The 13065-nt window shown below is 40.5% G+C and carries 12 protein-coding genes; 10 read left to right on the top strand and 2 right to left on the bottom strand.

Features of this window, described 5'->3' with window-relative positions; genetic code table 11:
• Nucleotides 1-2: 2 nt before the first annotated feature.
• From NSS80_RS16115 to NSS80_RS16080, 8 genes are all read left to right on the top strand, one after another.
• On the top strand, nucleotides 3-137 hold the full coding sequence (locus NSS80_RS16115) for a hypothetical protein (protein WP_254965641.1): 135 nt from the start codon (nucleotides 3-5) through the stop codon (nucleotides 135-137).
• 213 nt (nucleotides 138-350) lie between these two features.
• Nucleotides 351-1136, top strand: coding sequence for a Fe-S cluster assembly ATPase SufC (gene sufC, locus NSS80_RS16110; RefSeq protein WP_007500355.1), 786 nt, complete (start codon nucleotides 351-353; stop codon nucleotides 1134-1136).
• Nucleotides 1137-1154: 18 nt separating this feature from the next.
• Nucleotides 1155-2468, top strand: coding sequence for a Fe-S cluster assembly protein SufD (gene sufD / locus NSS80_RS16105; RefSeq protein ID WP_041115742.1), 1314 nt, complete (start codon nucleotides 1155-1157; stop codon nucleotides 2466-2468).
• A complete protein-coding gene (locus NSS80_RS16100; RefSeq protein WP_041107713.1) occupies nucleotides 2468-3688 on the top strand; it encodes a cysteine desulfurase in 1221 nt (406 codons plus the stop codon). Before sufD ends, NSS80_RS16100 begins: the two co-directional genes overlap by 1 nt.
• On the top strand, nucleotides 3678-4124 hold the full coding sequence (sufU, locus tag NSS80_RS16095) for a Fe-S cluster assembly sulfur transfer protein SufU (RefSeq protein ID WP_041115744.1): 447 nt from the start codon (nucleotides 3678-3680) through the stop codon (nucleotides 4122-4124). The genes NSS80_RS16100 and sufU overlap by 11 nt, the downstream gene beginning before the upstream one ends.
• Nucleotides 4125-4141: 17 nt before the next feature.
• The gene (gene sufB, locus NSS80_RS16090; RefSeq protein ID WP_007500362.1) at nucleotides 4142-5539 is read left to right on the top strand and encodes a Fe-S cluster assembly protein SufB; all 1398 of its coding nucleotides are present in this window, start codon (nucleotides 4142-4144) and stop codon (nucleotides 5537-5539) included.
• 416 nt (nucleotides 5540-5955) lie between these two features.
• The gene (locus tag NSS80_RS16085; protein ID WP_041115746.1) at nucleotides 5956-6522 is read left to right on the top strand and encodes a TetR/AcrR family transcriptional regulator; all 567 of its coding nucleotides are present in this window, start codon (nucleotides 5956-5958) and stop codon (nucleotides 6520-6522) included.
• 57 nt (nucleotides 6523-6579) lie between these two features.
• Nucleotides 6580-8436, top strand: a complete 1857-nt coding sequence (locus NSS80_RS16080; RefSeq protein ID WP_317221845.1) for an alpha/beta fold hydrolase — start codon at nucleotides 6580-6582, stop codon at nucleotides 8434-8436.
• A 162-nt stretch (nucleotides 8437-8598) separates the two neighbouring features.
• Here the strand turns inward: NSS80_RS16080 and NSS80_RS16075 are convergent, their stop codons facing one another.
• On the bottom strand, nucleotides 8599-9297 hold the full coding sequence (locus NSS80_RS16075; protein ID WP_317221846.1) for a UPF0489 family protein: 699 nt from the start codon (nucleotides 9295-9297) through the stop codon (nucleotides 8599-8601).
• 324 nt (nucleotides 9298-9621) lie between these two features.
• Complete coding sequence (locus tag NSS80_RS16070; protein ID WP_342498348.1) at nucleotides 9622-10827, bottom strand: DUF418 domain-containing protein; 1206 nt, start codon at nucleotides 10825-10827, stop codon at nucleotides 9622-9624.
• A 242-nt stretch (nucleotides 10828-11069) separates the two neighbouring features.
• On the opposite strand from NSS80_RS16070, the gene NSS80_RS16065 reads away from it, so the two are divergent.
• The gene (locus tag NSS80_RS16065; protein WP_224426606.1) at nucleotides 11070-11765 is read left to right on the top strand and encodes a response regulator transcription factor; all 696 of its coding nucleotides are present in this window, start codon (nucleotides 11070-11072) and stop codon (nucleotides 11763-11765) included.
• Nucleotides 11752-13059, top strand: coding sequence for a HAMP domain-containing sensor histidine kinase (locus tag NSS80_RS16060; RefSeq protein ID WP_342498347.1), 1308 nt, complete (start codon nucleotides 11752-11754; stop codon nucleotides 13057-13059). Before NSS80_RS16065 ends, NSS80_RS16060 begins: the two co-directional genes overlap by 14 nt.
• The last annotated feature ends 6 nt before the right edge of the window (nucleotides 13060-13065 follow it).

Below are 13065 nucleotides of genomic sequence, written 5' to 3'. Positions count from 1 at the left end.
CCATGCATCAAGCTCATGGCATGAGCTATGCAGAGTACGAAAGAGACCATGACTTACGGATGAAAGTGGAATATAAACGAGAGCAGTCCTACCGAGATGAGAAAAGACAGCTCGCAAAAATGAATATACGAGGCTAATAATAGCTGAGGGGCGGGGAGAACAGTTTCCCGCCCTTTCTTTATGAAAACAGTCTTTTCGACATAAATCCTTTTATCTACCTGCTTTTTTTGTTAGAATTTTGAGAGCATCCTCTCACGCTTATCGTGAATGTGTTGTATTCAGTTTTAATTTGTTATAAAATTAGAATGAGAATAAATTGAGAATAATGATTATTTTGGAGGTATCGATATATGACTGCTTCGACATTAACAATTAAGGACTTGCACGTTGAGATTGAAGGGAAAGAAATCTTAAAGGGTGTAAACCTCGAGATAAAAGGTGGAGAATTCCACGCAGTAATGGGACCTAACGGAACAGGTAAATCTACTTTATCTGCTGCCATTATGGGTCACCCTAAATATGAAGTAACAAAAGGCAGCATCTTGCTTGATGGCGAAGATGTCCTTGAAATGGAAGTAGATGAGCGCGCTCAAGCTGGTCTTTTCCTTGCGATGCAATACCCATCTGAAATCAGCGGTGTTACAAATGCTGACTTCCTTCGTTCTGCAATTAACGCACGCAGAGAAGAAGGCGATGAAATCTCTCTTATGAAATTCATCCGCAAAATGGACGAAAACATGGAGTTCCTTGAAATGGACCCAGATATGGCACAACGCTACTTAAATGAAGGTTTCTCAGGCGGGGAGAAAAAACGCAACGAAATTCTTCAATTAATGATGATTGAACCAAAGATCGCCATCCTTGACGAAATCGATTCTGGTCTTGATATCGATGCCTTGAAAGTTGTTTCTAAAGGAATTAACAAAATGCGCGGCGAAAGCTTCGGCTGCTTAATGATCACTCACTATCAGCGCCTGCTGAACTACATCACACCAGATCACGTTCATGTCATGATGCAAGGCCGTATCGTGAAATCTGGCGGACCAGAACTTGCGCAGCGTCTAGAAGCAGAAGGCTATGATTGGATTAAAAAAGAGTTAGGAATTGAAGACGAAACTGTTGGTCAAGAAGCGTAAGCGTTAGGAGGATTATTGATGACATTAGAAACGAAATTATCAGTAGATCAAGATTATGTCAAAAGCTTCTCCGAGAAGCATCAGGAACCGGCATGGATGAGCTCCCTTCGCTTACAGGCTCTTGAAAAAGCAGAAGACCTCCCAATGCCAAAGCCTGACAAAACGAATATTTCGAAATGGAATTTAACGAATTTCAAACAGCATACAGTCGAAAGTGCGCCATTTGAATCATTAGAAGAGCTTCCTGAAGAAGTGAAATCTCTCATTGATTTAGAGGACACAGATAAGACAGTTTACATTCAGCGTGATCAAACGCCAGCCTATTTGTCTCTTTCAGCTGAAGCGAAAGACAAAGGTGTGATCTTCACGGATCTTCATACAGCGATCCGTGAGCATGGAGATTTAGTGAAACAATACTTCATGACAGATGCAGTGAAAGTGGATGAGCATAAACTAACAGCTTTACATGCTGCTTTAGTGAATGGCGGGGCTTTCCTCTATGTACCGAAAAACGTAGAGCTTGAAGCACCAATTCAAGCTGTTTATCTTCATGAAAATGACGAAACGACTTTGTTCAACCATGTCATCGTTGTAGCAGACGATCATAGTGCTGTGACATATGTAGAAAACTACATCAGTACAGCAAAACCGGAAGAAGCGATCTTCAATATCGTTTCTGAAGTGTTCACAGGCGCAAACGCCCGCGTCACATACGGTGCTGTAGATAACCTTGCAGAAGGAGTCACAGTATATGTAAACAGACGCGGTATGGCAAATGGCCGTGACAGTAAAATCGAGTGGGCTCTTGGCCTGATGAATGATGGAGACGTTGTGTCTGAGAACATCACAAAACTGATGGGCGACGGTACATTCGGTGATACGAAATCAGTTGTTGTCGGCCGAGGAAACCAAACAGAAAACTTCACAACAAGCATCATCCACTTCGGTAAAAATTCTGAAGGATATATCTTGAAGCATGGTGTGATGAAGGATCAAGCATCCTCTATCTTTAACGGAATTGGTAAAATCGAGCATGGCGCAACAAAGTCAAATGCAGAGCAGGAATCACGTGTCCTCATGCTGAGTGAGAAAGCACGCGGTGACGCAAACCCAATTCTATTAATTGATGAAGATGATGTGACAGCAGGGCATGCTGCTTCTGTTGGACGTGTCGATCCAATTCAATTGTACTACCTCATGAGCCGCGGGATTTCCAAAGAAGATGCAGAAAGACTTGTGATTTACGGCTTCTTAAATCCAGTTGTAAAAGAACTGCCGATTGAAGGAGTTAAAAAGCAGCTTGTTTCTGTGATTGAAAGGAAAGTAAAATAATGAATATCAAAGACGTTCGTGAGCAATTTCCAATCCTTCATCAGCAAGTGAACGGACATGATTTGGTGTATTTGGACAGTGCAGCGACTTCTCAAAAACCAAGAGTGGTCATTGATGCAATGAATGAGTATTACCGGTCTTACAACTCGAACGTCCACAGGGGTGTTCATACCCTTGGCACAAGAGCAACGGACGCATACGAGGGTGCGAGAGAGAAAGTTCGTGCATTCATCCGTGCTTCATCTGTTCAGGAGATTATTTTTACTAGAGGTACAACAACTGCGCTAAACACAGTGGCGATCAGCTATGCTAGAGCCAACCTCAAAGAAGGCGATGAGATTGTCATTACGCATATGGAGCATCATGCGAATATCATCCCTTGGCAGCAAGCAGCAAAAGCAACTGGCGCCACATTGAAATACATTCCGTTACAGGAAGACGGCACGCTATCGCTTGAAGATGTGAAGCAAACGATCACACATCAAACGAAAATTGTCGCAGTCACACATGTCTCAAACGTATTAGGAACCATCAACCCGATTAAAGAAATCGCCAAAATCGCCCACGATCATGGGGCAATCATTGTTGTCGATGGTGCGCAAAGCACCCCGCACATGCAAATTGATGTTCAGGATCTAGATTGTGACTTTTTCGCATTCTCTGGGCATAAAATGTGTGGACCGACTGGCATCGGTGTGCTTTACGGGAAGAAGGACCTTTTGAATAATATGGAGCCTGCTGAGTTTGGCGGTGAAATGATCGACTTTGTGGATCTATATGATTCTACATGGAAAGAGCTGCCGTGGAAATTTGAAGCGGGAACACCGATTATTGCTGGAGCAGTTGGACTAGGAAAAGCAATTGACTTCTTGAATGACATTGGTATGGAGGAAGTCAGCCGTTACGAGCATCAGCTTGCGACTTACGCGCTTGAGCGCTTTAAGGAGCTTGACGGTGCGACTGTTTATGGACCGCAGCACCGAGCTGGGCTTGTGACGTTTAACTTAGACGATGTTCATCCGCATGATGCATCAACTGTTCTGGATACGGAAGGTGTCGCCATTCGTGCTGGACACCACTGTGCACAGCCGCTCATGAAATGGCTTGGTGTATCAGCGACTGCAAGAGCAAGCTTCTATCTGTATAATACAGAAGAAGAGATTGATCTACTCATTGCAGCGCTCCGTAAGACAAAGGAGTATTTTACGAATGTCTTTTAATGTAAACTTAGACACACTGTACAGACAAGTGATTATGGATCATTATAAAAATCCGAGAAACAAAGGTGTGCTAAACGACAGCATTGTCGTCGATATGAACAACCCAACGTGTGGTGACCGCATTCGTCTTACGATGAAAATCGAAGACGATAAAGTCACGGATGCGAAATTTGAAGGAGAAGGATGCTCGATTTCGATGGCATCTGCCTCGATGATGACGCAGGCGATTAAAGGGAAAGATATTGAAACAGCTTTGAAAATGTCTCAGATTTTCTCCGATATGATGCTAGGAAAAGAATACGACGATTCCATTGATCTTGGTGACATTGAGGCGCTGCAGGGAGTGGCAAAATTCCCTGCCCGCATCAAATGTGCAACATTATCATGGAAGGCGCTTGAAAAAGGCGCATCTGCCGAAGATAACGGCAAATCATAAGATTGGAGTGAAAATGGATGGCTAAAAAAATGCCAGATGTTGGTGAATATAAATACGGCTTTTCTGATAAAGACGTTTCCATTTTCCGTTCAGAGCGCGGACTGACAAAAGAGATCGTTGAAGAAATTTCTCGTATGAAAGAAGAGCCTCAGTGGATGCTCGACTTCCGTTTGAAATCTCTTGAGCACTTTTACAACATGCCGATGCCACAATGGGGCGGAGATTTAAATGCATTAAACTTTGATGAAATTACGTACTACGTAAAGCCATCAGAGCGCTCTGAGCGTTCTTGGGATGAAGTACCAGAAGAAATCAAACAAACCTTTGATAAGCTTGGTATCCCAGAAGCAGAGCAAAAATATTTAGCTGGTGTATCTGCTCAGTATGAATCTGAAGTTGTGTATCACAACATGAAGCAAGACCTTGAAGATCTAGGAATTGTGTTTAAAGATACAGACAGCGCATTAAAAGAGAACGAAGACATCTTCCGTGAGCACTGGGCAAAAGTCATTCCTCCGACTGACAACAAATTTGCTGCGCTTAACTCGGCTGTATGGTCTGGTGGTTCATTTATCTACGTACCAAAAGGCGTAAAAGTAGATACTCCACTTCAAGCATACTTCCGTATCAACTCTGAAAACATGGGTCAGTTCGAGCGTACACTGATCATCGTTGACGAAGGCGCACATGTGCATTACGTAGAAGGCTGTACAGCACCAGTTTACACAACAAACTCACTTCACAGTGCGGTAGTTGAAATCATCGTCAAAAAAGGCGGCTACTGCCGTTATACAACGATTCAAAACTGGGCAAACAACGTCTTCAACCTTGTGACAAAACGTACAGTATGTGAAGAGAATGCAACAATGGAATGGATTGATGGAAACATCGGTTCTAAGCTGACAATGAAATACCCAGCAGTCATCTTAAAAGGTGAAGGCGCTCGTGGTATGACATTAAGTATTGCCCTAGCAGGTAAAGGTCAGCACCAAGATGCAGGTGCGAAGATGATTCACCTTGCACCAAACACATCTTCAACGATCGTATCGAAATCGATTTCGAAACAAGGCGGTAAAGTAACGTACCGCGGAATCGTTCACTTCGGACGCAAAGCAGAGGGTGCACGCTCAAACATCGAGTGTGATACACTCATCATGGATAACAAATCAACATCTGATACGATTCCTTACAATGAAATCTTAAACGACAACATTTCATTAGAGCACGAAGCGAAGGTATCAAAAGTATCAGAAGAACAGCTATTCTACTTGATGAGCCGCGGAATTTCTGAAGAAGAAGCAACAGAAATGATCGTCATGGGCTTCATCGAGCCATTTACAAAAGAACTGCCAATGGAATACGCCGTTGAAATGAACCGCTTGATTAAGTTTGAGATGGAAGGTTCTATTGGTTAACCATTGATATACAGGGGTTTAAAGGTGTTTAGGCGTTACATTTATATTAAGCACCCACAAAACACCCACAAAATTTAATTATTGAACATACCGCAGATACAATTCCTTTGGTCCCTCATTTTTGGGTGGCATGGAGATACGTGTCTGCGGTTGTTTTTTATTAGAATGTCTTAACCTTTCCCATACATAGTTCTTATTCATAACGTTTACAGCATGGCTATGCTCAATGCATGTCTTTTACAAACTTCTCTGAAATACTCTCCTCACAACATTTGTTTTGAACCTTTTAAAGGAGAAATGATTTTACCTTTAAGGCCGCTAACAACTTCGAGGTTCAGATCAACTTTATTCAAAATAAATACTTGCAACATTAAAATTAGTACTGTATAGTTCTAATTATGACAAAGGCAAAATTAATGAATCAAAAACGTGTACTTGAAGTAGCTGCAACATTATTTTTGGAAAAAGGGTTTGCTTATACAAGTATGGATGAATTGGTACGTGTAAGCAAAGTATCAAAGTCGAATGTGTATTATCACTTTTCTAATAAGGAGGAATTATTAGAAGGGGTCGTTGATTATTGGATTGATATGTATCAAGCTGCAATAGACGACGTAATGTCTCAGACCCAATTTTCAGTTGAAGATCGTATCCAAATGTTTTTAAAGCAATTATCACAAGGCGTTCAGTCGAGAGAGTATCAGGGAGGCTGTCCATTTATTACTCTTTATATTCAAAGTCCTGCACAGGCCACGCAAATAAAAGAAAAAATAGGTTTATTTTTTACAGGTTTACAAAAGAAAGTTTCTCTATTACTGAAACAAGGTGTAGAGAACGGGGAATTCAGAGATACGATTCAGATTGATGAGGTGGCATCACTTTTTATTACAAATCTTGAAGGAGCGTTATTTATTTCAGAAACATTGAAGGATGCCACTGTCATCACAAAAACAGCAGATCATTTATTTAACTTGCTTCGATAAAGAAGCATTTTTTTTACATCAAATTAGTACTGAATAGTACTAAAAAGGAGATTTTATATGAAAACAGTATTTTTAACAGGTGGAACAGGCTTTATTGGAAAGCAATTAGTCGAAGAATTAGCCAAAGAGGATGTGAACATTCTTCTTTTAGTGAGGTCGAAAAGTAAAGCGACACGCATTTTTCAAGAAAGAGGTATTTTAAAAGAGTCAGTGATGCACTTTGTTGAAGGTGATTTGACGAAAATAGATTTAGGTCTAAGTCCTGAAGATAAAGAGAGCGTATTGAAGACGGATGTGATGATTCACGCAGGAGGCCCTATGGATATTCAAGCGACAAGTAAAGAGGCAGCTTCCGTCTTTTTAAATGGCGCCAAATATATTGGTGAATTGGCTAAAAATATTCATCAATTGAAGGCCTTGCAGCATTTTATTCATGTTGTCGGTTATATGAGCCCCTTTGATGATGAAAATAGCAAGATTGCAATTGATGTGTTTAAAGAAGGAAATGATTACCTGAAAATAAAGAATCCTTACGAGAGAACAAAATTTTTAGCAGATCTTTATATCCGTCAACAAGCATCAGTTGTCGGTTATCCGCTGTCTGTCATTAATCCGCCAACTGTGGTCGGCAGTAGTAAAACAGGGAGTACAGAACAGATAGCAGGATTAGGATTGCTTGTAACAAGTATGCGAAGAGGGCTTATGCCAGTGATTCCTGGAGGTAAAGGATTTAGGCTGCCACTGATTTCAAACGATGAGTTTGCGAAGTTTATTGTGCAGGTTTTCAGGATGGAGCAGCCGGCTATTCAAACATATACACTTGTTGAAGACAAAGAGCATGATCAGAACATTGCTGAATTATTAAGTGTGATGTCGGAAAGTATGAATATGAGATCACCAAAAATCTCTGTCCCAATGCCGCTTATGAAAGCAATGATGACAAGTGGAGTAAGTAAAATAACAAACATTCCTTCTGATGGACTCAATTTTATGACAAAACGAACATTTTCAAATGTTTCAGTGAAAAAAATGATGGGGGAAGATTGGTTTAAGAAGACGAGTGTCATGAACTTTTTCCCTGCCGTAGTAGCTGATCTGGATTATCGCATGATGAATCAACATGGTGAGCATTATCATGCATTTGAGCGAACATTATGCGATAACAACACCCTTTACCAATTACAAGGAGAAGGGAAACCGTTTATTTTATTACATGGTTTATTGAGTGATGGAGAGGATTTATTCCCTTTAGCACAAGAGCTTCATGAAAAAACGGGTCAGCCTGTATGGATCTTGGATCTTCCAGGTTTGGGGCGTTCTCCATTTAAACGAGAGAAACATCTTCTAGATATCTATTTGAATGTAGTGAAAAAGGTATTGGAGAAAGCGGCTCATGGTGCACATCTAATTGGCCATTCATTCGGTGCGTTTATTCTATTGAAAGCATTGGGACAAGGGTACATAGATAAGAAGTATTCAATTACTTTACTTCAGCCGCCTGTTGCTAAAAAAAATGCTAAATCGCTAAATGTTCCACAATGGATGAACAAATGGTCATTAAAATTAGCAACTCCTAAAATGATAAAGCGTTATTTATTAAGTAATGGTTTGTTTGAAAGGACGGAGAGCATCCCTGAACATTATATTGAAAAAATCAGAAACAGTTTTACGTCTCCTAGAATTTTAAATACGACGGTTCAGCTTAATCATTTACTATTGAAAAACGATCAAGGTGAATTCAATGAAGTAACAAAGGATAATCCTCATATTATCTGGGGGGAGTATGACAAAGACTATTCTGCTCCGTTGCATCTTGGAAATGTTGATGTTGTTCCATACGGCCATCATTTTCCTCTTAGCCATCCGAGTGAAACGGCAGCATTGGTTATAAAAAATAGTCTTACTAGCAGTTGAGAATGTGGGATAAATAAAAAGGTCTTGGGGTAGTTGTATTTTCTTAGCTTGCTGTTGATGAGGGCACACCTACAAAACACCCATAAACTTATGACGGCTTATTAAAATGGAGTTTGAATTAAAAAAATAGAAACAAAAAAACGCATAGGAGCTTATGCGTTTTTATTTGTTCCATAGTATGCCTGTATTTAAATCGAGTTTAAATACTTTAAGGAATAGTTTTAACAAGTGATCACATGCTTCTTCGCCACCACAATACTCAGGAGAAAGTGAAACTGTTATCAAATCCCATTTATACAAATTTTTAAGGTAGGTTAACGATTCCATCACTTCTTGATCCGACTTTATTTTTGGGTCACGATCGTAAAATTCTTCTTCATTAAAGAAGTCCAAATCGAGATTGAGTATTAGTGAATTGTTGTGGACATATGGTTCTACTTCCCCAAGTAAGATTGAATCTTTTAATTCCTCAATAGAGTGAACTCTAATACCTTCGTAAATGCGTCCCGCTACATTTTCTCTGGTCCACTCCTCGAAAGGGTCACTACGTGAAAAATCAGAAACGTAGATAATATTGTTGATTGTTTCACGCCCAAATGCGGGCCAGATGAACGTAAAATTTTGTATAGATTTATCAGTAAAGGATTTTATATTTTCTAGGCCTTCAATATCTATGTATTCGGGATTATCTTGTAGAACAGAAGGCACATCATCTAGATGGGCATCCACATGAAAAAGGGTTGCATTAGGCATAATTAATCCTTCTTCCCTTGCTAATTCCCAAATATAAAAGGCCCATTTGTGCTGATCCATTAAAAAAATTTTCTTTTCTGGAAAGTATATCTTATTCAAGTCTCTCAATGACTATCACCTCGTAATAGAGAGCTTCTACCTCAGCCCTTTTTTGATTCAAAAAACAGTTTAAGTTGTTCTAGGCAGAGAGTTACAACAACTGTACCTCTGTTATGGTAGCACGATTTATTATATTTTTCTTTATTTTTAAATGTTGAATTTATTTTAAGAATCTCTTAGGTTTTTATTTATACCAACATCTAGAAATTCCGAAGTGCTAACTTTATCTTTATATATCAATTAGTATTAATATATGATTTGTTAAATCAATATTAAAAAGGCGAACCACTAAAGTTCGCCTTTTCTCACTCTTTATAACTACTATTATTTCAGTTACTTCGCCATATCCATTGTATTTGTTTTCGGTTGATCATCAACCTTCCCATATGTCAGCTGACGCCAAATAAACTCCATCGGGCCATATTTGAACCGCTTTAACCATAATGTACTAAAGAGTACGAGGAAGACATAATCCCCGAGTCCAATCATGAACGTGCCAGCAGGCTGGAGATGATCGACAAGCCCCGCTCCATACTTTAGAAATAGCAGAGTTCCAATGATCGAATGTAGCAAATAACAGGTCAGTGACATGCGTCCGACTTTGGTAAAGACCATCAAAGCACCTCGCAGCTGAGGAACGTGCAGAAACAGCATCGCAAGTGTACTCATATAAAACATACTACCTGTTAATCCGCCGTTTTGTTCAAGGGCAGAGACTATGTCTGTCCACAGTGTATTTTCAACAGGATTGACCGCTGCTATGATCGTGCTGCTTTGTGTAATCAGAAATGCGATTGTGAAAATGATCCAAATGCGATTCCAAATCGTTTTTTTCGTCTCCATGTTTTTGAAAAACTCCATTTTCACAAAATACACGCCAAGTAAAAACATGAAGAACATGGAGTAGACAGTAGAAAAAGAGCCGGAAGCCATTGTCACCATATCTGTCCACCGGTCACCAATAGATGCTAAATAAGTCAGACTGTTGTGGCTGATTAATTCAAAATCAGCAAAGTCCGGCTTGCCTGATGATCCTGAACTGACGGTATTGAGCAGCATCGTGAAAAAAGGCGTGAGCAATTGAATCACAAAAAGTGTGATGAGCCAGTATAGGATGGTTTTGGCTGTGTGTTTGTAAAAGAAAAGCAATAAAAAGCCAGCGACTGCATAATAGGCCAAAATGTCACCAATCCAAACAAAAGTTAAATGCAGAAGGCCAAATCCTAAGAGAATGGTTAATCTGCGGGCAAACAGCTTGTTCGGACTGTCCACCTTCTGAGCAGCTCGATCCATAAAAATCATAAAACCAACCCCGAATAGAAAGGAGAACAACGTAATGAATTTCCCTGAGGCAAACCAATTCACCACATTGTGAAAGACATCATTTGACAGCATGTCAAATCCCTTAGCCGAATCCACGATCAAAAAGTAATTGACTAGAATAATCCCCATTAAGGCGAACCCTCGTACAATGTCCAAGAAATGAACCCGTTCCCGCAGACTCATCGGTTGTCCGTGTGCTACTTTGTTTGCATTCATATCTATGCTCCTTTTCTTGTTTGTGATTCGGATCAATTCATCGATCCTTACAATGAATCAATATACGGCCCAATTCTTAACAATTTATGAAGATCCAATTTTTTGAAAATAAATGTGACAAATTGATGGCAGAAGGCCAAATTCATAAACTGTTAAGGTTTATGCTGTATCTTTTCACATAACTAGATGATATATAGTAAAGACATAAAAGAAAGAGCAACACATTACATGAGGTGAGAGACATGACCCATCGAATATTAGTCGTAGAAGATGATCAGGATATTGGTGACCTTCTGCAGGAATCCCTTTCACGTGCAGGATATGAGGTGCTAAGAGCGATGAATGGCGAGCAAGCATTGAAGTTTGTGGACGATTCGCTCGATTTGGTGATTTTGGATGTGATGATGCCGGGGCTCTCAGGCATCGAAACGTGCCAGCAGATAAGAGCCTCTTCCAATGTCCCGATTCTATTTCTAACAGCCAAATCAAGTACATTCGATAAAACCGAAGGCTTACTTGCCGGCGGGGATGATTATATGACAAAACCTTTTTCACAAGAGGAGCTTCATGCTAGAGTGATTGCACAATTACGCAGGTATACTGTCTATCAGGAAAAGAAGGAACAGGAAGAGACCTTTCTTGTTGGGGGCAAACTGAAGGTAAGTGAAGAATTTAATGAAGTATGGAAAGAAAACCAGCAAATTAAGCTGTCTGATCTAGAATATCGGATGTTAAAACTGCTTATGAGCAGGCGAAACAAAATCTTTTCAGCCCAAAATATTTATGAAAGCGTGTGGGGACAGCCTTATTTCTATTGTTCCAACAATACGGTGATGGTGCATATTCGAAAGCTGCGTGCCAAAATTGAGGATGATCCTGCGCGTCCTGTATATATCAAAACTGAATGGGGAAGAGGATATCGATTTGGCACATCGTAAATATACACTGGCCAAAAAGCTTGCACTGCTGATTTTGGCGGCTGCAATTGTGAGTGGTATTGTCTTTTTGATGCTGCAAAAGATCACCAATGATTTGATCGATGGATATTTGAGTTCGGACGAGTATTACGATCAGGAGTCAGCCAAGTACATTCAAAAATTCAGCCGCTATGTGTCTGAGAATGAGCTGTCTTCAACGGATCGAAAAGCGTTTGGCGAGTGGGTGAAAAAAGAGAATTACATTAATTTGACTATCTTCAAGGATGAGGAGCTGCAATATGACTCCATCTATTCGGCTGCGGATGAATCGGCGTACGGAAAAGAAAGGATGACTCAGTACGCTGAGCAACATTCGTATCCGGTTCAGTTTAGCGACGGTAAAGGCCGCGTCATGGTGGACGGGTTCTATTCATCTCGCTACCACGATCTTGCCTTTACACTCGAGCTGCTCGGAGCAACGCTTATTTTTCTCCTCATGGTTCTTCTCGGGATTCGCAAAAGTTTGCGCTACCTGCAAACGATTCACCAAGAGATACATATTCTTGAAGGCGGAGAGCTGGACTATGAGATGACGGTGAAAGGGCATGACGAATTAGCGATGATTGCCAAAAGTATTGAGGACCTTCGTAAAGCTTTTTTGGACAAGCTTCAAGCCATTGATGAGCTGCAAGAAGAGAGCCGAAGCTTGGTTACTGAAATGTCCCATGATATGAGGACACCGCTGACGTCGCTGATGATGAATTTGGAGTTTGCGAAAAAAGAGGAGGCTGGAGCGGATACCCGTAAGGATCAATATATAGCAAGTGCTTATGAAAAAGCACTGCAATTGAAAAATCTATCTGATAATCTGTTCGCCTATTTTCTACTTGATAAAGAACATGAACCTGAGCTTGAGACAGTTGCAGTCAAAGAGGTCATTTACGATCTCTTATCAGATCAGGTGGCGATTTTGCAGCAAGAGACATTTAAGGTTCATCTTTTAGGAGAGCTGCCAGACAGCTATATCAATGTGAATGTCGAGGAGCTTGGCCGAGTGTTTGATAATCTGATGTCGAACATACTGAAATACGCTGACCCGAAAAAAGATATCAATCTCACGTTTCTATCCGACCAAGAAATCTTTGAGATCCATATCAGCAATGCGATAAACGAGACAAATGACACGCAGGAAAGCACTGGACTTGGTGAACGAAGCATAAAACGAATGATGTCCCGCATGCACGGGCAGTTTGAAAGGATGGAAAAGAACGGCGTTTACTACATCGTGCTGCGATTCTGGCACATCAAAATATAGGTAGCA

Source organism: Bacillus sp. FSL M8-0350 (assembly GCF_038593345.1).
Classification (GTDB): Bacteria; Bacillota; Bacilli; order Bacillales; family Bacillaceae; genus Bacillus; species Bacillus safensis.
Note: the sequence above shows the minus strand (reverse complement) of the source record. Positions and strands in the feature narration are given on the sequence as shown.